The organism is Methylobacterium cerastii (assembly GCF_022179125.1).
In the GTDB taxonomy this organism is placed as follows: domain Bacteria; phylum Pseudomonadota; class Alphaproteobacteria; order Rhizobiales; family Beijerinckiaceae; genus Methylobacterium; species Methylobacterium cerastii.
The window spans coordinates 37,092-62,159 of record NZ_BPQG01000069.1 but is presented as its reverse complement, the minus strand read 5'-3'; the positions used below and the strand labels follow the sequence as shown (position 1 = coordinate 62,159).

The following is a 25,068-nucleotide window of genomic DNA, read 5'->3' as shown; positions in this document are numbered from 1 at the left end:
CACGACGGCGCTGCGGTTGTGCGGGATCGGATATCTAACTAGAGCACGAAGCCTGCCAGCGAAGATCCGGCCGACGAGAGCGCGACATGCAGTCTCCCCGCTACTTCCTGAACCACTTCATGCCGTTCACCGGCTACCCCTACACGGGGGCGCCCACGGCCTGCAATCTGTGCGGCTCGACCGAGAGCGTCACCGTCGCCGAGACCGACCGCCGGCTGAAGACGCTGAAGTCGATCGCCTGCGCCGAGTGCGGCCTGATCCGCACCGACCCGATGCCGACGCCAGCCGAGCTGGCGGATTACTACGCCCACGCCTACCGCGCCGACTACCAGCTCGCCTTCGCCGGCGGCCCGCCGCGCGTGCACCTCAAGCGCTCGGCGCGCGAGGCCGCGTTCCGGGCGGAGTTGCTGGCGCCGAAGCTCGTGCCGGGCGCGCGCCTGCTCGATTTCGGCTCCGGCTCCGGCGAGTTCCTGGCCGCCGCCCGGGCGCGCGGCTGCGAGGCGATCGGCGTCGAGCCGGGCCGCGACTATTCCGCCTACGCCCGCACGACGCACGGCGTCGAGGTGCTGGACGACGCGGGCGACGACCGGTTCGAGCCTGGTACGTTCGACGTGATCACCACCCACCACGTGATGGAGCACCTGCGCGACCCGGCCGACGTGATGGAGCGGCTGGCCCGCTGGCTCAAGCCCGACGGCGTGCTCTACGCCGCGGTGCCGAACATGGCCGCCACCGGCAAGCCGCCGCACGAGCGCTTCCACTTCGCCCACGTCCACGGCTTCGTGCGCGACACCTTCGACCTCACGGCCCGCCGCGCCGGCCTGGTGCCCCATACCGGGTACTGGCGCGAGGACACGACGGTGGTCTACCGCAAGACCGACGCGCCCCCGGTCGCGATCCGCTCGCCGGGCCTCGCCCAGCGCCTCGCCGAGGAGTTGAAGCCGATGCCGGCCGCGGCCTACCTCGCGTCGGGCGCCTGGATCTGGCCGATGGTCCGCCGCAACGCCAAGGCCGTGCGCGAGACCTTCTCGAACCGATAGCGGGCGTCGCGCGCGCGTCACGGGACGCGGCGTAGGGCAAGCCATCCGCCACGGTCGAGCCGCGCCATGCCCCCACCCAATCGCCGCCAGACCTTCGGCCTCGGTGCCGGCCTGGCCGCCGGGCTGGCGACGCCAGCCCGCGCCGCCGAAGCGTCGCCCGAGCCGACGCTGACCCTGCTCCTGGTCAACGACGTCTACCTGATGGGCGAGGTGGCCGGCCGCGGCGGCTTTGCGCGGCTCAACGCCATCGTGAAGGCCGAACGCGCACGGGGCGTCCCCGTGCTCTACGTTCACGCCGGCGACACGCTCTCGCCCTCGCTGATGTCCGGCTCCGACAAGGGCGGCCACATCGTCGACCTGCTCAATATCGCGGCCCCCGACGTGTTCGTGCCCGGCAACCACGAGTTCGACTTCGGGCCGGAAACCTTCCTCGAGCGCATGCGCGCCGCCGCCTTTCCGTGCTTTGCCGCAAACCTCCGCGACGGGGCGGGCGGCGCGATCCCGGGGATCCGCGACCGCACGATCCTGACGCTGGGCGGCGTGCGCGTCGGGATCGTCGGCATCGCTTTGGCATCGACGCCGGAGAAGTCCCAGAGCGGCGACCTGCGCTTCGGCCCCGAACTCGCGACCCTCGCCGAGCAGGAGAAGGCGCTGCGCTCCGAAGGGGCGGACCTCGTCGTCGCGGTGACCCATACGGCGCGTCCGACCGATCTGGCGATGCTGGAGGCGGGCTATGCCGACATCGTGCTGTCCGGGCACGACCACGACCTCGTGGTGCATTACGACGGCCGCCGCGTGCTGGCGGAGTCGAGCAGCGACGCGCACTACGTCACCGCCATCGACCTTTTTGCGACGATCTCGGTCCAGGGAGAGACGCGCGCCGTTTCCTGGCGGCCGAGCTTCCGCATCCACGATTCGAGCTACGTCGTGCCCGATCCCGAGACCCTGGCGTTGGTCCGGCGGCTGGAAGCCGACCTGTCGCGCCGGCTCGACGTGCCCGTCGGCGAGACGGCGCGCCCGCTGGACAGCCGGATCGCCGCGGTGCGCGCCCGCGAGGCGAGCTTCGGCAACCTCGTCGCCGACGCGCTGCGCGAGGCGACGCAGGCCGACGTCGCGGTGATGAACGGCGGCGGCATCCGCGGCAACCGGCTCTACCCGGCCGGGACCGTGCTGACGCGGCGCGACATCCTCACCGAGCTTCCCTTCGGCAACACCATCGTTTCGGTGGCGATCACCGGCGCGCAGGTCCGCGCCCTGCTGGAGACCGGTCTCGGCGAGTTCGGCCGCCCGGCCGGTCGCTTCGTGCAGGTCTCGGGGCTGACCGTGCGGGTCGACCCCGACGCGCCGGCCGGCGCCAGGATCGTGTCGGTGCAGGTCGGCGGCGCGCCCCTCGACGAGGCCCGCTTCTACCGGGTCGCGTCCAACAACTTCCTGTACGAAGGCGGCAACGGCTACGGCATGCTGGCGCAAGGGCGGACGTTGGTCGGCGCGACCGATGGCGGGCTCGTCGCCAACGCGGTGATCGACTATGTCGCCCGCCACGCGCCGATCGCCGTGCGCGAAGGCGAGCGCATCCTGGTCGGTCGATGACGAAGCTTTCCGCCTCCGCAGCCCTCGCCGACTTCCGGGCGAGCGGTTCCCCGTGGCTCGCTCTGCCGTTCTTCGCCGGCGGCGCGGCGGACGCGGTCGCGGCGCGCGTCGACGAACGCATCGCGGCGGGCGCGGAGGTGCTGCCGGCGCCCCAAAACATCTTCGCCGCCCTGGCGCTGACGCCGCTCCCCGAGGTGAAGGTCGTGATCCTCGGGCAGGACCCTTACCCGACGCCGGGGGACGCCAACGGCCTCGCCTTCTCCTATGTCGGCGCGCGCCGCCTGCCGGCCTCGCTCAAGGTGATCCTCGCCGAGGTCGAGCCGGACAAGGCGACGCGTGGCGACCTCACGCCTTGGGCGCGGCAGGGCGTTCTGCTCCTGAACAGCGCCCTCACCGTCGAGGCCGGCCAAGCCGGCGCGCATCTCCGCTACGGCTGGGCGGCGCTCGCCGACGAGGCGGTCGCGGCGGTGTCGGCCCGCGCGACGCCCGCCGCGTTCCTGCTCTGGGGGGCGCAGGCGCGGGCGCGCGCCGCGCTGGTCGACCGCGACCGCCACGGCGTGTTCGAGAGCGGGCACCCATCGCCGCTGAACCGCGCCCGCGACTTCCCGGGCTCGGCCCCGTTCGGACGCGCCAACGCCTGGCTCGCCGAGCGCGGACTGGCGCCGATCGAATGGCGCCTGCCCTGAAGGCTACTGGGCCGGCTTCGGCGCAGGCGCCGGCTCGGCGGGCTTGTCGGCACCGGGGGCGGGGGCCGCGTCGGCGCCTGCCGGCAGCAGCACGTTCTTGGCGACCGTGCCCTCGGGGCCGTATTCGCCGGCGACCGCGAGGCAGGCCTTCTCGCGGTTCTGCGCCATGTCGTTCGACATCAGCGCGAAGATCGACTGCACCCGCCCGCCGAACGGGCCGCGCGGGCTGACGTCGGCCGAGCGGGTGCCCTGCTTGACCAGCAACGCCTCGAAGGTGTCGGTGCCGATGCGGTAGCCGCAGACGTTCGAGGCCGCGAAGATGTAGGCGGCGAATTCCAGCGCCCGCGGCGCCGGCGCGTTGCGGATCTGCGCCTCGGCGGGCACCGCAGCGAGGGTGGCGGTCAGCAGGGCGGCCGAGGCGGCCAGGGTTGCGAGCAGGCGCATGGGCGTAGGTTTCCTCGATGTCCGGGCGACGACTTCTTGCGAGTCTCTGAGAGGGGCGGGATACGCCGAACGGTGAGCGCCGCACAGGGGGACCGACCCGGCGGATTGCCTCAGGACGATCACGGCAAAGGCCGCCGCAAAAAGACGGTTAAGCGTTACCTGCGTTGCAATCGTGCCGTGCACTGCCAGCGCGGCATTGGGCATTCCGCCCCCTTGTCCAGCACCAGACGGTCGCAGGACCTGTTTCGACTTGATCACGCCCGGCGCGCTCATGCGAAGCCTACTATTAACCGGTGACGCGCAGATCGGAGTTCGACCTCTTCCGCACAGAGCCGGACCGGACGCCGCATGCACTTCGCCCTCGACCGCCGCGCAGAACCAGATCCCGCCTTCGCCCCGCCCCCCTTGCGCCTGGCGGATGCCGGCGGAACGCCCTCGGGCGAGCGCCGCAACCGCTACGCCCGCTGGGCCCTGCATGAAGGCCTCGGCGAGGGCGACGTCGTCGCCCTGCTGATGCGCAATCAGCCCGACCTGCTGGCGATCTGGCAGGGCCTCGGCTCCGTCGGCGTCACCGTGGCGCCACTCGACCTGACCCTGCGCGGGGCGGCGCTCGCCCGCAGCCTCGACGCGATCGGCCCGCGCCACCTCTTCGTCGATGCCGGCCTCGCGGAAATCCTGTGCGGCGTGCAGGGCCTCGTGTCGGTGCAGCCGCTGGTATGGTGGCACGGCGGCGCCGACTTCGCCCGGATCGACCTCGAGATCGCCGAATACGACGACGCCCCGCTCGACCCGCAGGAATCGGCCCCGCGGCGCGCCTGAGAGATCCGCGAAACCCGGCGAGACCGTGTTAGGTTGGGAAACCACCGACACGGGAGCCACGGCATGTCCTCCACCGCGACGCAGACCGCACGCGCCGACGCGCCGCTTCTGCTGCGCGAAGATGCCGGCGGCATCGCCACGCTGACGCTGAACCGTGGCCCGGCGCGCAACGCGCTTTCGCTCGGGCTGATGGCGGCGCTGCAGGACGCCCTCGACGCGATCGCCGAGGACCGGGCCGTCCGCGTCGTCGTGCTGCGCGGGGCCGGCCCGGCCTTCTGCGCCGGGCACGACCTCAAAGAGATGCGCGCCCATCCCGGGCGCGAGGCAGCCGCCGAGGTGTTCCGCGCCTGCTCGCGCCTCATGCTGGCGATCACCCGGCTACCGCAGCCGGTGATCGCCCAGGTGCACGGCATCGCCACCGCCGCCGGGTGCCAGCTCGTCGCGACCTGCGACCTCGCAATCTGCGCCGACGACGCGCGCTTCGCGACGCCCGGCGTCAACATCGGCCTGTTCTGCTCGACGCCGATGGTCGCGCTCTCGCGCGCCGTGCCGCGCAAGGTCGCAATGGAGATGCTGCTGCTCGGCGAGCCGGTGGACGCCGCGGAGGCTTTCCGCATCGGCCTCGTCAACCGCGTGGTTCCCGCGGCCGACCTCGACGCGACGGTGCGGGCGACGGCGTCCCGCATCGCCGAGAAGTCGGCGCGGGTGCTGGCGATCGGCAAGGAGGCCTTCGGCCGCCAGGAGGAGCTCGGCCTGGAGGAGGCCTACGCCTACGCCGCCGAGGTGATGACCCGGAACATGATGCTTGCCGAGGCCGGCGAAGGCATCGACGCGTTCCTGGAGAAGCGCACCCCGATCTGGCCGGCGTGAGGCCTCAGCCGCGCCCCGCGGGGCCGGGGAAGCGGCGCGCGAACCAGTCGCGCAGCACCGCGCGCTCGTAGTACAGGCCGCCCGTCGCAAAGCGCGGGTTCGCCGTCAGCATGAAGTTGATGTCGGTGGCGGTGTCCTCGCCGCTGGCGACCACACGCCGGCCCCGCCGCAGCGCGTAGGCGAAACGGATCCGCGGGGGCGTCGAATCCTGGACCACACGCAGCCCACCCGGGGTGCCGAAGCCCGGCCGCTCGTATCCGGCGAGGTCGATGTCGAGGACGGTGACGTCGAGGCTCTCGTCCGGGCCGAGGCGCCGGCTGCCGAGTTCCTGGAAGATCCGCGTCATCTCGGCGAGCGTCGTGCGCAGGCTCCGGCCCGACGCGCCCCAGCGGTCCTCGGCGTCGGTGAAGCGCTCGGGCGCCACGTAGCGCACGCCGACCTCGGCGACGGCCGGGCCGGCGAGCGCCAGCCCCGCCAGGGCGGCGAGCGCGAGACGCCTCATTGCTTGGTGCGGTTGATCACCGCCAGCAACGCCCGGGCGACCGGCTCGGTGACGTTGCGGCGATACCTGCGGTGGACCAGCTGACCGTTGTGGTAGACGTCGTGCTCGACGTAGAGCCGCTCGCCGTCCCAGCGGACGATGTTGTCGGTCTCGGTGGTTTCCTCGACGCCGAGGTCGTCCCGAAGGATCGCGCTGCCGGTCTGGGTGAACATGCGCAACTCCTCGCACTTCGATCGGGGATCGCCAGCGCGGACGATCCCTCCGTCGAGGGCCACAATAGGCAACCGACGCGGACTGCGCCAGTTCTCGCGACGGCTCCCGAGGCTGCGACGCCTGACAGGCGACCGCCGGTCTCGCTCCCAACCAGATCAACGAACCGTGACCTGATCCTTGATCTTGTCGTAGGTGGCGCGGCTGAGCACGCGCTTCGACAGCAGCTGGTCGACCGAAGCGTAGGGCCGCCGCTGGATGATCGCCCGCCCGATGCTGCCGCCGCCGCGCAGACCGTTCAGATCCGCGACCGACGCGGTGTTGAGGTCGACGAGCGCCAACGCCCTCGGGCCGGCGGTGTCGGCGGCCGCGTCCACCTCCGCCCGCCCGGCAGGCTGGGAGGCGTCCAACTCGGGGGAGACGGTTCGCGGCTCAGGGGGCGTTTGCTGGACGGCGGGTGCCTCGGCCGTCGGCTGAGGCGCGGGCGTCGGCATGGTTGCCGGCGCAGGCATGGGAGCGGGTGCAGGCGGACGTGCCACGGCCGTGTCGCGCCGCGGCGCCGTCGAGGGCACCGGCACCGGCGGCCCGACCTGTCGCGGCGGCGGGGCCGTCGCCGCGGGCGGCGTCGCGACGGGCCGCTCGTCCACGGGGGCTGCGCCGTGCGGCAAAAAGTACTGGACCAGGGCGGCGAGGCAGCCCGCGACGACCAGCAGAAGCGAAATCCGCAGAATCGCCGAACCGCTCAGCATCTCCTCTCCCATCCCTGTGATTTTTCAAACTCTTGCCAGGATAGGGACTTCACGCTGCTTGAGCAAAGCGCGGCGTCGACGATCGAGGCGTCGTCAACAGGTGTCGGGGCCAAGACATCACCATCGAGACATCGCCTTCCGACGACGCCAACGGCGGGAACTTGATCGAACGTCCCGCCGGGGGCCGACGCGCATCCAGCCTCTGGCATCGACGCCGGGTCCTCGGCGGCCCATACCGGCCGGAATGCCGACCACCCGTCTCGACACCGTCCTCGCCGCCCCCGTCGCCGCGGCGCGGCGCCATCTCGCCGAACGCTTCGGATCGGTGCGCTACCTGCCGGCCCTGTTCGCGCAGGTGCGCGCCGCGAGCCCGCGCCTGTTCGCCGCAAGCCTCGCCCTGCGCCTCGTCGGCGCCGGCCTCCCGGTGGCGACCCTATGGCTCGCCAAGTTGATCCTCGACGCGATCGTGGCGGAGCACGCCCGGCCGCGCGCCACCCCGATGAGCCTCGACGCGTGGCTCTCGGACCCGCACCTGTCGCGGCTCGCCGCCCTCGTGGCCGCCGAGCTCGCGCTGGCGATCCTCGCCGACCTGATCGGCCGCCTGAGCACGCTCGTGGACGGCTTGCTCGGCGACCTCTACTCCAACGCCGCCTCGCTGCGGCTGATGCGCCATGCGGCGGCCCTCGACCTCGCCCAGTTCGAGGACAGCGCGCAGCAGGACCGGCTCGAGCGGGCGCGCCGGCAGGTCACCGGTCGCACCAGCCTGATCGGCCAGGTGTTCGGGCAGGGGCAGGCGCTGGTGACGCTGCTGTCGTTCGCGGCCGGCGTCGCGGTCTACACCCCCTGGCTGATCGTGCTGATCGCGGCGGCCTTGATCCCCGCCTTCCTCAACGAGGCGCACTTCACCCGCGCCGGCTACCGCCTGGCCTGGATGCGAACCCCGGAGCGGCGGCGGATCGACTACCTGCGCTACCTCGGCGCCAGCGTCGAATCGGCCAAGGAGGTCAAGCTGTTCGGCCTGAACGGCTACATCACCGACCTCTATGCCGGCTTGGCCGACAAGGTGGTGGCCGACAACCGCGCCTTAGCGATCCGCCGCGCCGGCTGGGGCGGCGCGTTCGCCGCGCTCGGGACGCTGGCCTACTACGCCGCCTACGCCGTCATCGTCTGGCGCACGGTGGCGGGCGGCTTCTCCATCGGCGACCTCGCCTTCCTCGCCGGCGCCTTCCAGCGCCTGCGCGGGCTGATCGAGGGCCTGCTGATCGGCTTCACCCAGATCGCGGGCCAGTCGCAGTACCTGGAGGACCTGTTCTCGTTCTTCGCGATCGAACCGTCGATCCACTCGCCCGACCGCCCCGTGCCCATGCCGGCGCCGATCCGGCAGGGCCTGACGTTCGAGGATGTCGGCTTCCGCTATCCCGGTTCGGAGGCCTGGGCGGTGCGGCACCTCAGCTTCACGCTGGCGGCCGGCGAGACCCTGGCGCTCGTCGGCGAGAACGGCGCCGGCAAGACCACCATCGTCAAGCTGATGACCCGTCTCTACGACCCGACCGAGGGGCGCATCCTGCTCGACGGCCTGCCGCTGCCGGCCTACGACCTCGACGCGCTGCGCGCCCGCATCGGCGCGATCTTCCAGGACTTCGTCCGCTTCGACCTCACCGCCGGCGAGAACGTCGCCGTCGGACGGATCGAGGCGCGGGACGATTCCGAGCGCATCGGCCGGGCGGCGGTGCGCGGCCTCGCCGACGCGGTGATCGCGCGGTTGCCGGGCGGCTACGACCAGCCTCTCGGCAAGCGTTTCGACGGCGGCGTCGACCTCTCCGGCGGCCAATGGCAGAAGATCGCCCTGTCGCGCGCCTACATGCGCGACGCCGAGATCCTGATCCTCGACGAGCCGACGGCGGCGCTCGACGCGCGCGCCGAGTACGACGTGTTCCGCCGCTTCCGCGATCTCAGCGCGGGCCGGGCGGCGGTGCTGATCTCGCACCGCTTCTCCACCGTTCGGATGGCCGACCGCATCCTCGTGCTGGAGGACGGCAAGGTGCTCGAAGCCGGCACGCACGACGCGCTCCTCGCCCGCCGCGGCCGCTACGCCGAGCTGTTCGAGCTCCAGGCGGCCGGCTACCGCTGATCCGGCTCGGCATTGCTCCGGACCTGGCATTGCTCCGCGCCCGGCACCCACTACCTGCAGCCTGCGCCTGCGCCTGACTTTTCACCTCGGCGGTCGCCGCCTCGGGAGTTTCCACGATGCCACGTCACGCCACCGCCCTCGTCGCCGCGCTCCTCGCCGGCGCGGCCTGCTTCGGCGAAACGGCGCACGCGGCGCCGGCGACCCCGGATGCCGCGACCAAGCCGGCGCCCGAGAGTCCGAAGTCCCAAAAGCCCGAGCCGGTGATCCTCGCCAACCATAAGGCGGTCTACGACCTGTCGCTGGCCTCCAGCGGCGGCACGCGGTCGGTCGAGAGCGCGCGCGGGCGCATCGTCATCGACTTCAAGGGCGACGCGTGCCGCGGCTACACCATGCAGACGCGGCAGGTGACCGTGCTCGAATCGGGCGAGAGCGGCGGCCGCACCTCGGACCTGCGCAACACCACCTTCGAGGGCGGCGAAGCCCACGACTTCCGCTTCCGCACCGTGACGGTGCTGAACGGCCAGCCGAGCCCGGCCGTGGACGGCACGGCGGATGCGAACGGCGACGCCTTCAAGATCCGGCTCAAGGAGCCGAAGAAGGAGCAGGTCTCGGCCGCCGGCCCGGTGCTGTTCCCGAGCCTGCACATGCGCCGCCTCGTCCAGGCCGCGCGGGCGGGCGAGACCACGATGTCGGCGAAGGTCTTCGACGGCTCGGACGACGGCAAGAAAGTCTACGACACCCTCGCGATCATCGGCCGCCGCGCCACGGGGCCGGCGAACGCCGCGGCGTCCGACCGCGACAAGCCCCTGCACGAGGGCGCGATGGCCACCGTGCCGCACTGGCCGGTGACCTTGAGCTACTTCACCCAAGGGGAGGGCGAGCGCACCCCGATCTACACCCTGACCTTCGACCTCTACGAGAACGGGGTCAGCGGCGCGCTCAAGCTCGATTACGGCGACTTCGCCATCCTGGGCGACATGACCCGCCTCGACCTCGACAAGGCGCCGGACAAGCCCTGCGCCCCGTGAGCGGCGCGGCGGCGCCTGTCAGAACTCGTCGGAGCCGCGCGGGGAGAGCCTTCCCCACGCCGCCGCGATCCGCTCGGGCTTGACGTCGAGCCCCTTGGCGCAAGCGAGCAGGACACCTTCGTCGCCCATGACGTGGTCGAGGACGCCGGCCAGGAACGCCGGGTCGGACAGCGACGCCCGCACGGTCTCGGGCGACAGGCCGGTGGCGTTCAGGAACGGGAACAGCCGGTCCTCGTCGGCGACGATCCAGCCGAGCACGTCCACGGCCAGGTTGTGGTCCGCGCCGGTGGCTCGCCCGGACCCATCGTCTTGAAGTGATTTGCGATTCATCAACATCTGGCGCTTACAAAGGAGGGAAGTCGGGTAACGTCCCGTAAAGGACGCGCGGCGGCACCGGGATCGAAGCGTGATGAAGAAGACGGTGCTCATCGTCGAGGACAACGAACTGAACATGAAGCTCTTCAACGATTTGTTGGAGGCCCATGGCTATGCGACCCTCAAGACGGCCAACGGCATCGAGGCGATCGAGCTCGCCCGCGCCCACCATCCCGACCTCATCCTGATGGACATTCAGCTCCCCGAGGTCTCGGGGCTCGAAGTGACCAAATGGCTCAAGGAGGACGACGACCTCAAGCACATTCCGGTCGTCGCGATCACCGCCTTCGCCATGAAGGGCGACGAGGAGCGCATCCTCGAAGGGGGCTGCGAGGCCTATTTGTCCAAGCCGATCTCCGTCGCGAAGTTTTTGGCAACAGTTCGCACGTATCTTGCCGACAAGTAGGGTTCGGATCGAGCCCTCGCCGGCGCCTTCGATCGCCCGCTGAAATTTTGTGCGAGGAACGATGTCGGCCCGCGTCCTGATCGTCGACGACCTCTTCCCGAACGTGAAGCTTCTGGAGACGAAGCTCGCGCTGGAATATTTCGACACCGTCGCGGCCATGAACGGCCCGGACGCGATCGCGATCTGCGAGAAGGGTCTGTGCGACATCGTCCTGCTCGACGTGATGATGCCCGGCATGGACGGGTTCGAGGTCTGCCGCATCCTCAAGAACAACCCGCTCACCGCGCACCTGCCGGTGGTGATGGTCACGGCCCTCGACCAGCCCTCGGACCGCCTGAAGGGCCTCGACGCCGGCGCCGACGACTTCCTGACGAAACCGATCGACGACACCGCCCTGTTCAGCCGTGTGCGCAGCCTCGTTCGCCTCAAGGCCGTCACCGACGAGCTACGCAGCCGCGCGCTGGCCTCGCGCGAGTTCGGCATGGGCGACCCGCTGGCGCTCGCGACCGCCGAGACCGGCCTCAACGCCAGCCTGCTGCTGGTCGAGGACCGGCGCGGCTCGGCCGAGCGGATGGCGGCGGCGCTCGGCCAGTACCACACGGTCACGGTCGAGGCCGACCCGCAGGCGGCGATCCACGTGGCGGCCGAGGGCAACTTCGACCTCGTGCTCGTCAGCCTCGACCTCGAAGGCTTCGACGGGCTGCGCCTGTGCAGCCAGCTGCGCAGCCTGGAGCGCACCCGGCAGGTGCCGCTGATCATGGTGGCCGAGGCGCATGACCGCGCCCGGATCGTGCGCGGCCTCGATTTCGGGGTGCACGACTACCTCCTGCGCCCGGTCGACCGGAACGAGCTGGTGGCGCGGGTCCGCACGCAGATCCGCCGCAAGCGCTTCTCCGAGGTTCTGCGCAGTGCCGTGCAGGCCTCGATGGAGATGGCCGTCACCGACGGGCTCACCGGCCTGCACAACCGGCGCTACCTCGACAACCACCTCGCCGGCCTGTTCGCCGATCCGCGGCTGCGCGAGCGCCCGGTGGCCGGGCTGATCCTCGACATCGACCACTTCAAGGCGATCAACGACACATACGGCCACGAGGCCGGCGACGAGGTGCTGCGCACCTTCGCCGACCGCGTGCGCCTACACACCCGCACCATCGACATCGTCGCCCGCTACGGCGGCGAGGAGGTGGTCATCCTGCTCCCCGACGCCGGGCTCGCCGAGGCCTACGCCATCGCCGAGCGCATCCGCGAGCGGATCGAGGGCACGCCGTTTCAGGTTCACCGCGACACCCGCAGCGTCGCCGTCACCGTCTCGATCGGCGTCGCGAACCGGCGGCCCGAGGATGTCGGCCCCGGCGAGATGCTGAAGCGGGCCGACCTCGCGCTCTACCGCGCCAAGGCCTCGGGCCGGAACCGTGTCGAGGCCCAGGCGGCCTGACACCTGCCGACCTCGGCCGAGCCGCCTCCGCTCGCCCCGACGTCGCCGCACCGCCGGTTGACACCCGTCCGCGCTTCGCCAACACCTCGCGCCGTTCGCGGCCGGGGCCGCCGGCACCTGCACCCGCGGCCGCTCCGGCCTTCGGATGGGAGTCCTGTGACGACGATGGCGGCGATGCGCTCCTACCTCGATTTCGAGAAGCCCGTGGCCGAGCTGGAGGCGAAGCTCGAAGAGCTTCGCGCCGTCGGCGCCCGCGACGGCGCGGTCGCGATCAGCGAGGAGGTCGGGCGGCTGGAGGCGAAGGCGGCGCAGGCGCTCGCCGAGATCTACGCCAACCTCACCCCCTGGCAGAAGACGCAGGTCGCCCGGCATCCGCAGCGCCCGCATTTCGTCGATTACTGCGCCGGGCTCATCGAGGAGTTCACGCCGCTGGCCGGCGACCGCGGTTTCGGCGAGGACGCGGCGATCGTCGGCGGCATGGGACGCTTCCGCGGCCGTCCGGTCTGCGTGCTCGGCCAGGAGAAGGGCGCGACCACCGAGACGCGCCTGCGCCACAACTTCGGCATGGCGCGGCCCGAAGGCTACCGCAAGGCGGTGCGCCTGATGGAGCTCGCCGACCGCTTCGGTCTGCCGGTGCTCGCCTTCGTCGACACCGCCGGCGCTTTCCCCGGGATCGAAGCGGAGGAGCGCGGGCAGGCCGAGGCCATCGCCCGCTCGACGGAGGCTTGCCTCGGCCTCGGCGTGCCCAACGTCGCCCTGGTGATCGGGGAGGGTGGCTCGGGCGGCGCCATCGCGCTCGCCACCGCCAACCGCGTCTTGATGATGGAGCACGCGATCTACGGCGTGATCTCGCCGGAGGGCGCCGCCTCGATCCTGTGGCGCGACCAGGGCCGCGCGCCCGACGCCGCCACCGCGATGAAGATCACCGCGCAGGACCTGATGCGCCTCGGCATCATCGACACCATCGTTCCCGAGGCGACCGGCGGCGCCCACCGCGACCGCTCAGGCGCCATCGCGGCCGCAGGCGACGCCCTGGCCGGCGCGCTCGCCGAGTTCGACGGGGTTGGCGCCGACGAGATCCGCGACCGGCGCGCCCGCAAGTTCCTCGAGATCGGCCGGCGCCTGTGAGCGGTCAGGAACCCGGCGGCCCCTACGGCACCGGCTTCCTGCGCGGGCTCGGACGCAGGCTCGGCGGTCTGCTCGCCAGCGAGCGCGAGCCCGGCCTCGTCAACCACGTCTCGCTCGGCGCCCACTGCCAGATGGCGCATGTGCTGAAGACGCTCGGGCTGCGCACCTGGTCGGGGCCGTTCGACTGGATCTTCACCATGCCGGGAATGGTCCGCGACTGCCTCGCCGACGACTTCGCCGACCTCCTCGACCGGACCCAGCTCGAGACGATCCCCCTGGCCGAGCGGCAAGGCGAGGGCATCTGGCGCGGACGCCACAGGCTGTACCGCGAGCGCCACGGCCTCGAATGCGTGTTCAACCACCACGACCCGGCCGCCGACGACGCCGACTACCGCTTCCTTGCCGACGGCGTCCGGCGCCTGCGGATCGCTTTGGCGAACCCCGCCGCCGCGAACCGATTCTGGCTGCTGACGCACCTCCACACCCCGATGGATGTAGTACAATCCATCTGCGACGCTTTGGCACAGTCTGGGTCACGGAACCATTTAACGTTTTTGCAACACCTGCCGGGGGCGTGCGAACGCCGCGTCGTCACCGGCGAGGCGACGCGGCCGGACCTGCGTTGGCTTGCGGTGGAAACCCCTTCCGCATCAATCGGTTTGCGGCTCGCCGAGCCTGCCGACGACGCCTTCCTCGTCGACGTGATCGCGGCGGAGTCGCGGCGCCCGGTGCCGCCATCCCCGTGATCCCCACGTTGGCCGTGCAGGGCAGGGCGGCGGGACGCCGATCCTTGCGGTAACGGAGGGGTAAGTTTACCAAAGCTAGAGAGTGGGGGAGTGACGCACGACGGTTGCCGCCAAGGCCCGCGCGCGGTGTGTTCGAGGACGAGGTTCCCCCATGGCTGTGCGCCGGTTCGCCGTTGCAAGTCTCGATCGCGCGTCCCGTTTGCTCGCGCCCGTCGTCGTCGCGGCCGCCCTGACCCTCGGCGGCTGCCAGGACGGGATGATCAACGGCGCCTCGACGCGCTCGCTGACGCCGATCCCGCCGCAGACCTTGTCCCTGATGCAGACCAAGGGCATGCAGCAGGGCGATCCGATCCTGATCCGCGCCTACAAGAAGGAAGCGGAGATGGAGGTGTGGAAGCGCGGCACCGACGGCCGCTACGCGCTCCTGAAAACCTATCCGATCTGCCGCTGGTCGGGCCAGCTCGGGCCCAAGCGCAAGCAGGGCGACCGCCAGGCGCCCGAGGGGTTCTACACGATCACCCCCGCCCAGATGAACCCGAACTCGTCCTACTACCTGTCCTTCGACACCGGATTCCCGAACGCCTACGACCGGGCGAACGGCAGCACCGGCAACTACCTGATGGTCCACGGCACCTGTTCGTCGGCCGGGTGCTTCGCGATGACCGACGCGTCGATGTCGGAGATCTATGCCGTCGCCCGCGAAGCCTTCGCCGGCGGGCAGCGCGCCTTCCAGTTCCAGTCGTATCCGTTCCGGATGACGGCCTCGAACATGACCAAGTACCGCAACGACCCGAACGCCCCGTTCTGGCGCAACCTCAAGGAGGGGGCCGACTACTTCGAGGCCCTGCGCGACGAGCCGAAGGTCGGGGTCTGCGGCACGAAGTACGTGTTCGGCGGCGCCGACGCGGCGGCCGGATCGTGCACGCCCAAGGTCGACCCGCTGGTCGCCGAGAAGCGCGCCCACGACAACCACGAGATCGCAGAGCTCGTCGCCAAGGGCACGCCGGCGACGCGAGTGGTCTACGACGACGGCGGCGGCAACCCGGTGTTTCGCGCCGAGCAGAGTACGGCCTTCGCCAACCTGTCCGGCACCGAGACCGAGCTGCCCTACAGCGCCAAAGATTACGGGCGGCACAACCTCGGCGACGTGAGCCGCCCAGAGAGCTTGGCCGCCGGCCCGCGCGAGATCGAGGTCGACGCCAAGGGCCGGCCGGTGATGCTCGCCGCCGCCCCCGAGGCGCCGATCCCGACGAAGGCCGCCGCCGCCCTCGGCAAGGGGGGCAAATCGGATGCGGCCAAGTCCGATACGGGTAAGTCCGATACGGGTAAGTCCGATACGGGTAAGTCCGATGCAGGAAAGCCCGATGCAGGAAAGCCCGGCGCGTTGAAGCCCGAGGCCCGGACGCTGATGGCCAAGCAGCCCGGCCCGGCCGACGACGACGCCAAGGCGACCGAGAAGGCCAAGCCCGTCCGCATCGCGGTCGCCGGCGCGGACGACGACCCGAGCGCCTACCAGAAGCTCCTCGGCAAGGTCTTCAACAAGGAGACCGCGCCGGTCCCGGCGACGCCCACCGCAGACGCGGTGGTGGCCGAGCCGATGAAGGCGGCGGCCCACAACGTGAAGATCGCCCACGTCGCGCCGCGCTCGGTCCACAAGGTGACGACGGCGCTTCGCACGGACAAATCCGACAAGGATTGATCGCCCGTCGACCACCTGAACCGAAGAGAGCCGCCGGTCGCAGGACCGGCGGCTCTCTTCGTTCGCAGAGCGATACTTTTAGAGCAGCGGGCGGTCGCGGTTCATCAGCCAGAGCGCGTGGATCATGCCCGGCAGGCCGAACATCAGCGTCAGCACGATGTTGAGCAGGAACTGCAGGCCGATGCCGTTGGTCACGAGGACGGCGATCGGCGGCAGGAAGATCGCGAGGAGGATGCGGACGAGCGACGACACGGGAACTCCGGGTATGCGGGCGTTGTCGCAGGTGGAACGAAGCTCGGCCGTTTCCGTTCCAGCCCCGGCCAGGGGATCCCCCGGCGTTCCGCGCATGCGCCGGCCATATCCCCGCCGTGAACTCGCCCGATGAGGCGGCCCGCGCGCCTTCCCGTCGAAGGCATCCCCGCGCCGCCGAGGGCGTTCCCCGTGACAGCACCGATCCGGCCCAACCCCCCCGACGGTCAGGCGATCCCGCGCGAGCGTCCCTGGACCGGGCCGGGCTTCGTCGAGTTCGTAGCGATCATCGCCCTGATGATGGCGGTCACCGCGATCTCGATCGACAACCTGCTGCCGGCCTTCCCGGCGATCCAGGACAGATTCGGGGTCAGCGACCCGAACCACCTGCAATGGCTGATCTACGTCTACATGATCGGGTTCGGCGCGGCGCAGATCGTCTACGGCCCGGTCTCCGACGCGCTCGGGCGGCGTCGCGTGCTGCTGGGCACGCTCGCCGTCTACGTCGCAGGCACGCTGCTGGCGATGGTCGCGCCGTCGTTCGGCTGGCTGCTCGCCGCCCGCGTGATCCAGGGGCTCGGCGCCGCAGGCGGCCGGGTGCTCTCGACCGCGATCGTGCGCGACCGCTTCGCCGGGCGCGAGATGGCGAGCGTGATGTCCTTCACCATGATGGTGTTCCTGATCGTGCCGATGATCGCGCCGGCGATCGGCGGGGCCATGCTCGCCCTCGGCTCCTGGACCTACGTCTTCGTCTCGATGCTCGGGCTCGCGGGGCTGCTCGCGGTCTGGTTCACGGCGCGCATGCCCGAGACCCTGCACCCGGAATACCGCCGGCCGCTCTCCTTCGCCTCGACCTGGGACGCGTTGCGCACGACGCTCCGCTGCCGCGTGGCGATCGGCTACGCCACCGCGCTCGGCCTGCTCACCGGCTGCATCATGGGCTATGTCGGCTCGGCCCAGCAGGTCTTCGACACCGGGCTCTACCACCTCGGCGAGCTGTTCCCCCTGGCCTTCGGCCTGGTCGCCGGCGCGATGGGCGCGGCGACCCTGGTCAACGCGCGGGTGGTCCGCCGTCTCGGGATGCGGGCGCTGTCGCATGCAGGCCTCACGGCCTTCGTCGCGGTGGCGCTCGGACAGGTCGCGATCGGGCTCAGCTATCGCGGGCATCCGCCGCTGGTCCTGTTCCTGGCCGTGCTGGCGGCCAACCAGTTCCTGATCAGCTTCGCGATGCCGAACTTCAACGCGCTGGCACTGCAGCCGCTGGGCGCGATCGCCGGCACGGCCTCGTCGTTCCTCGGATTCTACACCACGATCCTCGGGGCGCTGTGCGGCTTCGTGATCGGCCAGTGCTTCGACGGCACCACCCTTCCGATCGCCTTCGGCTATGCCGGGCTCGGCGCCGCGGCGCTCCTGGTGGTGGCTTGGACCGAGCGCGGAAAGCTGTTTCGCGGCGGCGTCTCCGGTTGAGGGCGGCCGCCGCTTAACCCGGTCTTCAGGGGCGCGGGGGACGATGCCGCCTTCGCCCCACACCACCGGAGTCCACGCGTGATCGCCCGAGCCCAGGACGGACTGCTCCTCGCTGCGCGCCTCTTGCTCGCGGCCGCGCTGCTGCCGACCGGCATCGCCCGCGCCCTCAACGTCTCGGGCTTCGCGCTGACGCTGGCCGGCGCCGGCGTCCCGGCCCCGAACACGGTGGCGACGCTCGCCGTCGTGGTCCAGGTGTTCGGGCCGCTGGCGCTGATCGTCGGCGTGCTGCCGCGGATCACCGGCGTCGCGCTGGCCGGGTTCGCCGCCCTGACGGCGGTGCTGCTCCACGCCTTCTGGCAGTTCTCCGGCCCGGCGGCCGCAGCCGAGCGCACCCTGATGCTGGCCGATTTCGGGCTCGCGGGCGGCTTCCTGATCTATGCGCTGACCGGACCGGGCGCCTGGAGCTGGCAGGGCTGGCGCGCCGGCACGGCCGGCCGGCCCGTCGCGAAATCCGCGTCGAAAGCCTCGGCCAAAGGTGGCGCGAAGGCCAGCGCCAACTCAAACCGCCCCCGCCGCGCCAAGGCGGCCTGAGACGGGCTCGCGGCGGACCGCGCTACCGCGCTGCGAGCGCGATCAGGCCGAGGTGCCCGGCGATCCCGAGGAACCCGACGAGGTTGATCCCGAAGACCCGGCCGCGCAGCCTCACGTCGTCGGTCAGGGTCTGCACCGCCGTGTGCGCGAGGCGGCCGGCGACGAACAGCCACGCGCAGGCGACGTCGAACCGGCCGACCTCGCCCAGGGCGACCAGCAGCGCGACGCAGCCGACCATCAGAACCGGCAACTCGAACTGGTTGGCGAGGTTCCGGGTGATCCGCGCGACCGCCCGCGGCTCGTCGCGCCCGAGCACGAAGGCGTCGTAGCCGACCTCGCCCCGCCCCACCGCGCGCAGGCGCGCCAGCGACAGCCAGACGTAGAGCGCCATCATCAGCCCGATCTGGGCCATCACCGGTTGCAGGATCAGGGCGTTCAAGGGAGGCCTTCGCAGGCGGGTCGACGGGGTGGGGGCACGGCCTATTGCCGGCCCGGCGCGGCCGTCGGCGCGGTGCGCGCGATCATCCGGCCGGACACCTCGGCGCCGGCATCCTGCGCGAGTTGCCGGAAGGGGAAGACCGAGGCGGCCGAGATCAGCGCGACGGCTAGGAACGCCGGGCCGAAATCCGCGGCCGCGATCGCGCTGCGGCCGTGCCACGCGGCGGCCCCTTCCAGCGTAAGCGCGCCCAGCGTCACGCCGAGGCTCAGCGAGATCTGCTGCGCGACGCTGGCGAGGCTCGTGCCCGCGCTCATCTCGGCCTTCTCGAGGTCGGCGTAGGCGATGGCGTTGACGCAGGTGAACTGGAGCGAGCGCAGGCAGCCGCCGAGGAACAGGATGCCGAGCATCAGCCCATGCGGCGTGCTCGCGGTGTAGAGGCCGTTCACCGCGAGGAAGAACGCGGCGAACACCGCGTTGCAGACCATGACCGGTCGGAAGCCGTAGCGTCGCAGGATGCGGGGGCCGACCGTCTTCACGAACATCGCCCCGGCGGCGGCCGAGAACGTGATCAGCCCCGATTGCAGCGGATCGAGCCCGAACCCGACCTGCAGCATCAGCGGCAGCAGGAACGGGATCGCCCCGGTGCCGATGCGAAACAGGCTACCGCCGATCACCGCGATGCGGAAAGTCGGGTGGCGCATCAGGTCGAGGCGCAGGATCGGATGGGCCATCCGCCGCGAGTGCCCGAAATAAAGCGCGAGCAGCACGGCGCCGCCGCCGAGGCTCGCCCAGGTCATCCAGCCCGGCAGCAGGTGCCGGCCGGTGGAGGCGAGACCGAGCATCAGGGCGGCGAGCCCCGGCCCGAGCATCGCGAAGCCGACGAGGTCGAGCGGCGGCCGCTCGGGCTCGCGGACGTCCTCGAAGTACAGCGTCGCGAGCACGATCCCGACGATTCCGATCGGGATGTTGATGAAGAAGATCCAGCGCCAGTCGAGATAGGTGGTGATCAGGCCGCCGAGCGGCGGACCCATGATCGGGCCGATCAGGGCCGGAATCGTCAGGTAGGCGAGCGCCGAGACCAGCTCGGCCTTCGGCACGCTGCGCAGGATCACGAGGCGGCCGACCGGCACCATCATTGCGCCGCCCAGACCCTGCAGGAACCGGGCGGCGACGAAGCCGGCGAGCCCGTTGGAGACCGCGCAGGCGACCGAGCCTGCCATGAACACCGCGATCGCCGCGCGGAACACGGTGCGCGAGCCGTAGCGGTCGGCCATCCAGCCGCTGATCGGGATGAAGATCGCCAAACTCACCAGATAGGCGGTGAGCGCGAGCTTCAAGGCGATCGGATCCTCGCCGAGGCTCTGCGCGATGGTGGGAAGCGCCGTGGCGATCACCGTGGAGTCGGTGTTCTCCATGAACAAGGCGGTGGCGACGACGAGGGGGACGATCTGGGATGCGCGCATCGGGCCGGAGGAAGGTTCGGGGCGCCCTGCCTCGTGGCGTCGGCGGGGCGTGCGCTGCAGCGCTTGACACGGGATGTGCGCCCGGTCGATCCGTGGCGGATCGGCCACGCTTTGTTTCTGAACATGGCTGAACGCGGCCTCGACCCTTCCGAGACGGGGGGATCGGCCTTAAGCTTTACGGTAACGATGCCGAGCTTCCGCGCGGTGCCCCGACGTTCGTCGGCGGCGCCCGGGACGCCGCGGCGAGACCCGCGAAAGTGCCAGGATGCTTCGTCCATCGACCCTGCCCCGATCGGTGACAAGGCTCGCCGCCGCGTCTGCGGTGATGTGTGCGCTCGGCGCCTGCGGCACCGTCCTCCTCAACGACGTCGGCTCGCTCTCCCGATATGACCGCCTCCGGGCCAGCACCGAGGCCTCGACCACGGCGCGCCTCTACGCCGACGCCGGGGCGCTCGCCCGGACCAAGACCGTCCGGATCATCCCGACGCAGTTTCCCGCCAACGTTGCGGGCGCCGTCGGCATCGGCGAGGCCGAGCGCCGGCTCGTGGCGAACAACGCCGACCGCGCGCTCTGCTACGAGCTGTCGCTGCGCTACGACGTGGTGTCGAGCCGCAACGCCGACTTGACGGTGCGCGCGCAGGTGACCCGCGTCGACCCGACCGACCTGCTCGGCGCGGGCGCCACCATCGGCACCTCCGCCGCCGTCACCGTGGCGGGGCAAATCGGCATCGGCTTCGCCGAGGGGCTCGGGCGCATCCCGATCCCGCGCGTGCCGATCGGCCTCGGGAGCCTCACGGTCGAGGCCGAGGCGCTCGACCGCCGCCACGAGCAGCGGGCGGCGATGGTGTGGGGCGGGGCGGCGAACTCGTTCACGAGCCAGCCGCGCTACTCGCGGATCAGCGACGCCTACGACCTCGCCGGCGACTTCGGCCAGGATTTCGGCTTCTACCTCGCCACCGGCGAGGACCCGTTCAAGGCGCCGCTCACCCTGCCGACCTGGAACCGCGTCCGCGTGACCACCCTGGGCGAGGCTCCGCTGGACCCGGATTGCGAGGCGTTCGGCCGGGCGCCCGGCGTCGACGGCATCCTCACCGACTACATCGGCCTGCCGCCGGACTATTCCGACAAGGGGCCGCGCACCCGCTGACGGGCGGGGGCGTCCCGGACGCCATGCGGCGGACGCAACCGGCCCACGCGGCGTTTATCCCGCACCGCGCGGGGTTGCCGCCTTTGCGGGCACCGCACCGCATGATACTGGCCCGTGCCAACCCGCTCCATGCCGCGTTCGACCTTCGGTCGCCCCGGCAGCCCTCCAGGACCGTTGGCTCATGGCCCGTATCAGCTCCGCTTCGATCATCGAGGGCCTGACCTTCGACGACGTCCTCCTGCGCCCGGCCGCCTCCTCGGTGATGCCGACCGAGGTCAACGTCGCGACGCAGCTGACGCGCACCATCAGCCTCAACCTGCCGATCGTAGCCTCGGCCATGGACACCGTCACCGAGGCGCCGATGGCCATCGCCATGGCCCAGAACGGCGGCCTCGGCGTGATCCACCGTAACCTCGAGCCGGCCGAGCAGGCCGAGCAGGTGCGGCTGGTCAAGAAGTACGAGTCGGGCATGGTGCTGAACCCGATCACCATCCATCCCGACGAGACCCTGGCCGACGCCTTCGAGGTGATGAAGGTCAACCGCATCTCCGGCATTCCGGTGGTCGAGCGCGGCCCCAACGGCTCGCGCGGCAAGCTCGTGGGCATCCTCACCAACCGCGACGTGCGCTTCGCGACGCACCCGGCCCAGCCCGTCTCCGAGCTAATGACCCGCGACCGGCTGATCACCGTGCGCGAGGGCGTGACGCAGGACGAGGCCAAGCACCTCCTCCACCAGTTCCGGATCGAGAAGCTGCTCGTCGTCGACGACCACTTCCGCTGCATCGGCCTGATCACGGTCAAGGACATCGAGAAGCAGGTCACCTACCCGAAGGCGGTGAAGGACGAGCAGGGCCGCCTCCGGGTGGCGGCGGCCACCACCACCGGCGACCAGGGCTTCGAGCGGGCCGAGCGCCTGATCGACGCCGGCTGCGACGTGATCGTCGTCGACACCGCGCACGGCCACTCGATCAAGGTGCTCGACAGCGTGCGCCGGGTGAAGCAGCTCTCGAACGCCGTGCAGGTCATCGCCGGCAACGTCGCGACCCGCGAGGGCACGCAGGCGCTGATCGACGCAGGCGCGGACGCGGTGAAGGTCGGCATCGGGCCGGGCTCGATCTGCACCACCCGCATCGTCGCCGGCGTCGGCGTCCCGCAGCTCACCGCGATCATGGAGGCGGTCGAGGCCGCCCACGACGCCGGCATCCCGGTGATCGCCGACGGCGGCATCAAGTATTCCGGCGACCTCGCCAAGGCGATCGCCGCCGGCGCCTCGGTGGCGATGCTCGGCTCGCTGCTGGCCGGCACGGACGAGGCACCCGGCGAGGTGTTCCTGTACCAGGGTCGCTCCTACAAGAGCTATCGCGGCATGGGCTCGGTCGGCGCGATGGCCCGCGGCTCAGCCGACCGCTATTTCCAGGCCGAGGTCAACGACACCCACAAGCTCGTGCCCGAGGGTATCGAGGGGCAGGTGCCTTACAAGGGCCCGGTGGCGGCGGTCTTGCACCAGCTCGCCGGCGGCCTGCGCGCCGCGATGGGCTATGTCGGCGCCCCGACCGTGCCGGACTTCCAGGAGCGGGCGCAGTTCATCCGCATCACCAATGCGGGTCTGCGCGAAAGCCACGTCCACGACGTGACGATCACGCGCGAGAGCCCGAACTACCCCTCGCGGACCTAAGGCTTGGCTGAAACCGGCCGTCCCTTGTTCTTCTCGCCGACCCTTGTGCGATCTCACCGGCAGCGAGGCGCGAAGTTGGGATCGTGGGCGACCTGAATCTGACGATTGTCGATCAGATGCTGATGGCGCTATTGCTCGAGCGAGCGGCCGAAGATGGGCGCGCGCCCGAGGAGATCGCCAAGGACGCCCTCTTCCGCGGCCTGATGTGGACGCCGGCAGAGCGCCTCGCACACGCCGATCGCATCCGAGCCGCCTCCCGGGACCCCGCCGACGGCGATCGGCTCGAAGACAGCACGCTGATGATCCGGCGGTTGCGTGACGGAACGTGATCCTCGTCGTTGACGCGAGCGTCATCGTGAAATGGTACATCCGGGAGGAAGGGTCGGACGGCGCCCGTCGCCTTCTGTCCGGACCGGACTTGCTCGTCACACCGACCCATGCGGCCGCCGAGATCGGGCATGTCCTCACGCGCCATGTGCGTGCCGGGGCGCTGCCTCGGGACGAGACGGCCGCGGCGCTCGCAGGGCTGTCCCGCACGGCGTCCGCAATCCCGCTCGGCGTGCTCCATGCCGAAGCGATCGCGGTGGCGGTCGATGCAGGGACCTCGTTCTACGACGCACTCTACGTCGCGGCGGCGGCCGGCTGGAACACGCGCGTCGTCACGGCCGATCTGCATCTCGTCCGCACGATGTCGGGCACACCGTGGGCCGCCCCGGGTCGTCGGCCTCACGGATTGGTCGGCTGAACCTCGGGGTCCATGAGGGCTGAACGCGCGGATCGACGGTGTGTGATCCGAGACGGCCGTTGCGCCGCGCGTTCGGCGCACGCATGGGATCGTCAGGTGAACGCTGCTCGGGAGAAGACGTGATGCGGGTGCTGGTGGTCGGGGCCGGGGCGACCGGTGGCTATTACGGGGCGCGGCTCGCCGAGGCCGGGCGCGACGTGACGTTCCTGGTCCGGCCGGCGCGGGCGAAGAAGCTCGCCGCGAACGGGCTCGTCGTGACGAGCAAGCTCGGCGACCTGCACCTCGGCGCGCCGCGGACGGTGACGGCGGACGCGCTGGCCGAGGCCGGCGGCTTCGATCTCGTGCTGCTCTCGTGCAAGGCCTACGACCTCGACAGCGCCCTCGACGACATCGCCCCCGCGGTGGGGGAGGGCACCGCCATCTTGCCGGTCCTCAACGGGCTGGCCCATCTCGACGCGCTCGACGCGCGCTTCGGCGCACACCGCGTTCTCGGCGGTTCCTGCGCCATCGCGGCGACGCTGGGGCCGGACGGCGAGATCCGCCACATGAGCGACTTCTGCACCCTGACCTACGGCGAGCGCGACGGCACCCGCTCCGAGCGCTGCGCCGCGATCGAGGCGATGATGCAGGGCGCGACGTTCCAGCCGCGCCTGTCGGACAGGATCGTGCTGGAGATGTGGGAGAAGTGGGTGTTCCTCGCCACGCTCGCCGGCGCGACCACGCTGATGCGGGGCGCGATCGGCGACGTCGTCGCGGCCGAGGGCGGCCGGGACTTCATCGCCGGCCTGCACGACGAATGCCTCGCCATCGCCGACGCGAACGGGTTCGCGCCGCGCGAGAAGGTGGCGACCCAGGCCCGCGTCATGCTGACCGCGGACGGATCGCCGCTGACCGCCTCGATGCTCCGCGACATCGAGGGCGGGGGCCGGATCGAGGCCGACCACGTCGTCGGCGACCTGATCGCCCGCGGGCGCGCGACGGAGCGCAAGCTTCCGCACCTCGAGCGCGTGTTCACCGGCTTGAAGACCTACGAACATCGCCGCGCCCGCGAAACGGTCGCCTGAGACCTCGGCCCCGATGAGCCGAGGGACGGGACCGATCAGTAGCGCGGGCCGGGCGGCGGGGGCGGGTTGCCGTATTCGAGCTGCGTCTTCGCATCGAGCGGGCGGCGCGGCGGCGGCGTGAGGTCGGGTGCGGCCGGCGCGGTGGAGCAGGCGGCGACCGCCAGCATCAGGATGCCGGCGAGGGTGAGGTGGATCACGGGCGACATGGGTTCATCCGGCCTTCGCGACGCAGGGACGCGTCGCAGCCTGCGGGTCTGGACGCTGATCGCGCCGGAAGCTCGGCCGTATCGTGTCCGCCGCGCGGGCTAAGCGTGGCCGTATCGTGGCGTCGCCGATTTCCTTCGACAGGCGGTGGGCGCCGGGTCTATCG

At 71.2% G+C, this 25,068-nt stretch carries 28 protein-coding genes; 19 read left to right on the top strand and 9 right to left on the bottom strand.

What is annotated here, in order from left to right; all coding sequences use genetic code 11:
* Positions 1-86 precede the first annotated feature (86 nt).
* From MFF13_RS20635 to MFF13_RS20625, 3 genes are all read left to right on the top strand, one after another.
* Positions 87-1,040 (top strand): class I SAM-dependent methyltransferase, encoded by a 954-nt coding sequence (locus MFF13_RS20635; protein WP_147754115.1) that lies wholly within the window; start codon positions 87-89, stop codon positions 1,038-1,040.
* 66 nt (positions 1,041-1,106) lie between these two features.
* On the top strand, positions 1,107-2,630 hold the full coding sequence (locus tag MFF13_RS20630; protein ID WP_238272852.1) for a bifunctional metallophosphatase/5'-nucleotidase: 1,524 nt from the start codon (positions 1,107-1,109) through the stop codon (positions 2,628-2,630).
* Positions 2,627-3,316 carry a uracil-DNA glycosylase gene (locus MFF13_RS20625; protein ID WP_238272851.1) on the top strand — a complete coding sequence of 230 codons (690 nt, stop codon included), beginning with the start codon at positions 2,627-2,629 and terminating at the stop codon, positions 3,314-3,316. The genes MFF13_RS20630 and MFF13_RS20625 overlap by 4 nt, the downstream gene beginning before the upstream one ends.
* 3 nt (positions 3,317-3,319) lie before the next feature.
* Here MFF13_RS20625 and MFF13_RS20620 read toward each other — a convergent pair whose 3' ends face one another.
* On the bottom strand, positions 3,320-3,760 hold the full coding sequence (locus MFF13_RS20620; protein WP_187273621.1) for a hypothetical protein: 441 nt from the start codon (positions 3,758-3,760) through the stop codon (positions 3,320-3,322).
* A 348-nt stretch (positions 3,761-4,108) separates the two neighbouring features.
* Between MFF13_RS20620 and MFF13_RS20615 the strand changes: the two genes are divergently transcribed.
* Both MFF13_RS20615 and MFF13_RS20610 read left to right on the top strand, forming a co-directional pair.
* Positions 4,109-4,579 carry an AMP-binding protein gene (locus MFF13_RS20615; protein WP_147754117.1) on the top strand — a complete coding sequence of 157 codons (471 nt, stop codon included), beginning with the start codon at positions 4,109-4,111 and terminating at the stop codon, positions 4,577-4,579.
* Between the two features lie 63 nt (positions 4,580-4,642).
* On the top strand, positions 4,643-5,449 hold the full coding sequence (locus MFF13_RS20610; RefSeq protein WP_147754118.1) for an enoyl-CoA hydratase: 807 nt from the start codon (positions 4,643-4,645) through the stop codon (positions 5,447-5,449).
* Between the two features lie 4 nt (positions 5,450-5,453).
* On the opposite strand, the gene MFF13_RS20605 is transcribed toward MFF13_RS20610, so the two are convergent.
* The 3 genes from MFF13_RS20605 to MFF13_RS20595 all read right to left on the bottom strand — a co-directional run bounded on the left by MFF13_RS20605 (position 5,454) and on the right by MFF13_RS20595 (position 6,910).
* Positions 5,454-5,951: a DUF3016 domain-containing protein gene (locus tag MFF13_RS20605; protein ID WP_147828783.1), complete on the bottom strand. Its 498-nt coding sequence runs from the start codon at positions 5,949-5,951 to the stop codon at positions 5,454-5,456.
* Entirely contained in the window at positions 5,948-6,163 is a 216-nt protein-coding gene (locus tag MFF13_RS20600; RefSeq protein WP_238272850.1) for a hypothetical protein, read from the bottom strand. The genes MFF13_RS20605 and MFF13_RS20600 overlap by 4 nt, the downstream gene beginning before the upstream one ends.
* Before the next feature lie 156 nt (positions 6,164-6,319).
* The gene (locus MFF13_RS20595; RefSeq protein ID WP_238272849.1) at positions 6,320-6,910 is read right to left on the bottom strand and encodes a ComEA family DNA-binding protein; all 591 of its coding nucleotides are present in this window, start codon (positions 6,908-6,910) and stop codon (positions 6,320-6,322) included.
* A gap of 244 nt (positions 6,911-7,154) precedes the next feature.
* On the opposite strand from MFF13_RS20595, the gene MFF13_RS20590 reads away from it, so the two are divergent.
* Entirely contained in the window at positions 7,155-9,041 is a 1,887-nt protein-coding gene (locus tag MFF13_RS20590; protein ID WP_147828781.1) for an ABC transporter ATP-binding protein, read from the top strand.
* A 116-nt stretch (positions 9,042-9,157) separates the two neighbouring features.
* Positions 9,158-10,069 carry a cell envelope integrity EipB family protein gene (locus tag MFF13_RS20585; protein ID WP_147828780.1) on the top strand — a complete coding sequence of 304 codons (912 nt, stop codon included), beginning with the start codon at positions 9,158-9,160 and terminating at the stop codon, positions 10,067-10,069.
* An 18-nt stretch (positions 10,070-10,087) separates the two neighbouring features.
* On the opposite strand, the gene MFF13_RS20580 is transcribed toward MFF13_RS20585, so the two are convergent.
* Positions 10,088-10,399 (bottom strand): DUF3572 domain-containing protein, encoded by a 312-nt coding sequence (locus tag MFF13_RS20580; protein ID WP_147753902.1) that lies wholly within the window; start codon positions 10,397-10,399, stop codon positions 10,088-10,090.
* A 79-nt stretch (positions 10,400-10,478) separates the two neighbouring features.
* Between MFF13_RS20580 and MFF13_RS20575 the strand changes: the two genes are divergently transcribed.
* The 5 genes from MFF13_RS20575 to MFF13_RS20555 all read left to right on the top strand — a co-directional run bounded on the left by MFF13_RS20575 (position 10,479) and on the right by MFF13_RS20555 (position 15,858).
* Positions 10,479-10,850 carry a response regulator gene (locus MFF13_RS20575; RefSeq protein WP_147753907.1) on the top strand — a complete coding sequence of 124 codons (372 nt, stop codon included), beginning with the start codon at positions 10,479-10,481 and terminating at the stop codon, positions 10,848-10,850.
* 61 nt (positions 10,851-10,911) lie between these two features.
* Positions 10,912-12,285, top strand: a complete 1,374-nt coding sequence (locus tag MFF13_RS20570) for a PleD family two-component system response regulator (protein WP_238272848.1) — start codon at positions 10,912-10,914, stop codon at positions 12,283-12,285.
* A 174-nt stretch (positions 12,286-12,459) separates the two neighbouring features.
* The gene (locus MFF13_RS20565) at positions 12,460-13,413 is read left to right on the top strand and encodes an acetyl-CoA carboxylase carboxyltransferase subunit alpha (protein WP_187273623.1); all 954 of its coding nucleotides are present in this window, start codon (positions 12,460-12,462) and stop codon (positions 13,411-13,413) included.
* Entirely contained in the window at positions 13,410-14,159 is a 750-nt protein-coding gene (locus tag MFF13_RS20560; RefSeq protein ID WP_306422434.1) for a DUF1796 family putative cysteine peptidase, read from the top strand. Before MFF13_RS20565 ends, MFF13_RS20560 begins: the two co-directional genes overlap by 4 nt.
* 151 nt (positions 14,160-14,310) lie before the next feature.
* Positions 14,311-15,858 carry a L,D-transpeptidase family protein gene (locus MFF13_RS20555; RefSeq protein ID WP_238272847.1) on the top strand — a complete coding sequence of 516 codons (1,548 nt, stop codon included), beginning with the start codon at positions 14,311-14,313 and terminating at the stop codon, positions 15,856-15,858.
* Positions 15,859-15,936: 78 nt separating this feature from the next.
* On the opposite strand, the gene MFF13_RS20550 is transcribed toward MFF13_RS20555, so the two are convergent.
* The gene (locus MFF13_RS20550) at positions 15,937-16,110 is read right to left on the bottom strand and encodes a YqaE/Pmp3 family membrane protein (protein ID WP_147761587.1); all 174 of its coding nucleotides are present in this window, start codon (positions 16,108-16,110) and stop codon (positions 15,937-15,939) included.
* A 189-nt stretch (positions 16,111-16,299) separates the two neighbouring features.
* On the opposite strand from MFF13_RS20550, the gene MFF13_RS20545 reads away from it, so the two are divergent.
* Complete coding sequence (locus MFF13_RS20545; protein ID WP_238272846.1) at positions 16,300-17,574, top strand: multidrug effflux MFS transporter; 1,275 nt, start codon at positions 16,300-16,302, stop codon at positions 17,572-17,574.
* Between the two features lie 78 nt (positions 17,575-17,652).
* Complete coding sequence (locus MFF13_RS20540) at positions 17,653-18,165, top strand: DoxX family protein (protein WP_147828777.1); 513 nt, start codon at positions 17,653-17,655, stop codon at positions 18,163-18,165.
* Positions 18,166-18,187: 22 nt separating this feature from the next.
* Here the strand turns inward: MFF13_RS20540 and MFF13_RS20535 are convergent, their stop codons facing one another.
* Complete coding sequence (locus MFF13_RS20535) at positions 18,188-18,604, bottom strand: MAPEG family protein (RefSeq protein WP_238272845.1); 417 nt, start codon at positions 18,602-18,604, stop codon at positions 18,188-18,190.
* A gap of 41 nt (positions 18,605-18,645) precedes the next feature.
* Positions 18,646-20,067 carry an MFS transporter gene (locus MFF13_RS20530; RefSeq protein WP_238272844.1) on the bottom strand — a complete coding sequence of 474 codons (1,422 nt, stop codon included), beginning with the start codon at positions 20,065-20,067 and terminating at the stop codon, positions 18,646-18,648.
* Positions 20,068-20,332: 265 nt separating this feature from the next.
* Between MFF13_RS20530 and MFF13_RS20525 the strand changes: the two genes are divergently transcribed.
* The 5 genes from MFF13_RS20525 (at position 20,333) to panE (ending at position 24,698) form a co-directional block, all read left to right on the top strand.
* Positions 20,333-21,214 (top strand): DUF3313 domain-containing protein, encoded by an 882-nt coding sequence (locus tag MFF13_RS20525; protein WP_147828775.1) that lies wholly within the window; start codon positions 20,333-20,335, stop codon positions 21,212-21,214.
* A 181-nt stretch (positions 21,215-21,395) separates the two neighbouring features.
* Positions 21,396-22,889, top strand: a complete 1,494-nt coding sequence (gene guaB, locus MFF13_RS20520; protein ID WP_147752281.1) for an IMP dehydrogenase — start codon at positions 21,396-21,398, stop codon at positions 22,887-22,889.
* An 83-nt stretch (positions 22,890-22,972) separates the two neighbouring features.
* Positions 22,973-23,218, top strand: a complete 246-nt coding sequence (locus tag MFF13_RS20515) for a hypothetical protein (RefSeq protein ID WP_238272843.1) — start codon at positions 22,973-22,975, stop codon at positions 23,216-23,218.
* A complete protein-coding gene (locus MFF13_RS20510; protein ID WP_147828773.1) occupies positions 23,215-23,634 on the top strand; it encodes a type II toxin-antitoxin system VapC family toxin in 420 nt (139 codons plus the stop codon). Before MFF13_RS20515 ends, MFF13_RS20510 begins: the two co-directional genes overlap by 4 nt.
* A gap of 122 nt (positions 23,635-23,756) precedes the next feature.
* On the top strand, positions 23,757-24,698 hold the full coding sequence (gene panE, locus MFF13_RS20505) for a 2-dehydropantoate 2-reductase (RefSeq protein WP_147828772.1): 942 nt from the start codon (positions 23,757-23,759) through the stop codon (positions 24,696-24,698).
* 35 nt (positions 24,699-24,733) lie between these two features.
* Here panE and MFF13_RS20500 read toward each other — a convergent pair whose 3' ends face one another.
* On the bottom strand, positions 24,734-24,904 hold the full coding sequence (locus MFF13_RS20500) for a hypothetical protein (RefSeq protein ID WP_187273620.1): 171 nt from the start codon (positions 24,902-24,904) through the stop codon (positions 24,734-24,736).
* Positions 24,905-25,068: the final 164 nt, after the last annotated feature.

What these genes read in the sequence shown, in the direction of transcription:
- MFF13_RS20570 (WP_238272848.1), top strand. Translation starts at nt 10,912, where the DNA reads ATGTCGGCCCGCGTCCTGATCGTCGACGACCTCTTCCCGAACGTGAAG.
- MFF13_RS20600 (WP_238272850.1), bottom strand. Translation starts at nt 6,163, where the DNA reads ATGTTCACCCAGACCGGCAGCGCGATCCTTCGGGACGACCTCGGCGTC.
- MFF13_RS20525 (WP_147828775.1), top strand. Translation starts at nt 20,333, where the DNA reads ATGCTTCGTCCATCGACCCTGCCCCGATCGGTGACAAGGCTCGCCGCC.
- MFF13_RS20630 (WP_238272852.1), top strand. Translation starts at nt 1,107, where the DNA reads ATGCCCCCACCCAATCGCCGCCAGACCTTCGGCCTCGGTGCCGGCCTG.
- MFF13_RS20595 (WP_238272849.1), bottom strand. Translation starts at nt 6,910, where the DNA reads ATGCTGAGCGGTTCGGCGATTCTGCGGATTTCGCTTCTGCTGGTCGTC.
- MFF13_RS20565 (WP_187273623.1), top strand. Translation starts at nt 12,460, where the DNA reads ATGCGCTCCTACCTCGATTTCGAGAAGCCCGTGGCCGAGCTGGAGGCG.
- MFF13_RS20530 (WP_238272844.1), bottom strand. Translation starts at nt 20,067, where the DNA reads ATGCGCGCATCCCAGATCGTCCCCCTCGTCGTCGCCACCGCCTTGTTC.
- panE (WP_147828772.1), top strand. Translation starts at nt 23,757, where the DNA reads ATGCGGGTGCTGGTGGTCGGGGCCGGGGCGACCGGTGGCTATTACGGG.
- MFF13_RS20635 (WP_147754115.1), top strand. Translation starts at nt 87, where the DNA reads ATGCAGTCTCCCCGCTACTTCCTGAACCACTTCATGCCGTTCACCGGC.
- MFF13_RS20605 (WP_147828783.1), bottom strand. Translation starts at nt 5,951, where the DNA reads ATGAGGCGTCTCGCGCTCGCCGCCCTGGCGGGGCTGGCGCTCGCCGGC.
- MFF13_RS20615 (WP_147754117.1), top strand. Translation starts at nt 4,109, where the DNA reads ATGCACTTCGCCCTCGACCGCCGCGCAGAACCAGATCCCGCCTTCGCC.
- guaB (WP_147752281.1), top strand. Translation starts at nt 21,396, where the DNA reads ATGGCCCGTATCAGCTCCGCTTCGATCATCGAGGGCCTGACCTTCGAC.
- MFF13_RS20620 (WP_187273621.1), bottom strand. Translation starts at nt 3,760, where the DNA reads ATGCGCCTGCTCGCAACCCTGGCCGCCTCGGCCGCCCTGCTGACCGCC.
- MFF13_RS20580 (WP_147753902.1), bottom strand. Translation starts at nt 10,399, where the DNA reads ATGAATCGCAAATCACTTCAAGACGATGGGTCCGGGCGAGCCACCGGC.
- MFF13_RS20610 (WP_147754118.1), top strand. Translation starts at nt 4,643, where the DNA reads ATGTCCTCCACCGCGACGCAGACCGCACGCGCCGACGCGCCGCTTCTG.
- MFF13_RS20555 (WP_238272847.1), top strand. Translation starts at nt 14,311, where the DNA reads ATGGCTGTGCGCCGGTTCGCCGTTGCAAGTCTCGATCGCGCGTCCCGT.
- MFF13_RS20585 (WP_147828780.1), top strand. Translation starts at nt 9,158, where the DNA reads ATGCCACGTCACGCCACCGCCCTCGTCGCCGCGCTCCTCGCCGGCGCG.
- MFF13_RS20590 (WP_147828781.1), top strand. Translation starts at nt 7,155, where the DNA reads ATGCCGACCACCCGTCTCGACACCGTCCTCGCCGCCCCCGTCGCCGCG.
- MFF13_RS20500 (WP_187273620.1), bottom strand. Translation starts at nt 24,904, where the DNA reads ATGTCGCCCGTGATCCACCTCACCCTCGCCGGCATCCTGATGCTGGCG.
- MFF13_RS20625 (WP_238272851.1), top strand. Translation starts at nt 2,627, where the DNA reads ATGACGAAGCTTTCCGCCTCCGCAGCCCTCGCCGACTTCCGGGCGAGC.
- MFF13_RS20575 (WP_147753907.1), top strand. Translation starts at nt 10,479, where the DNA reads ATGAAGAAGACGGTGCTCATCGTCGAGGACAACGAACTGAACATGAAG.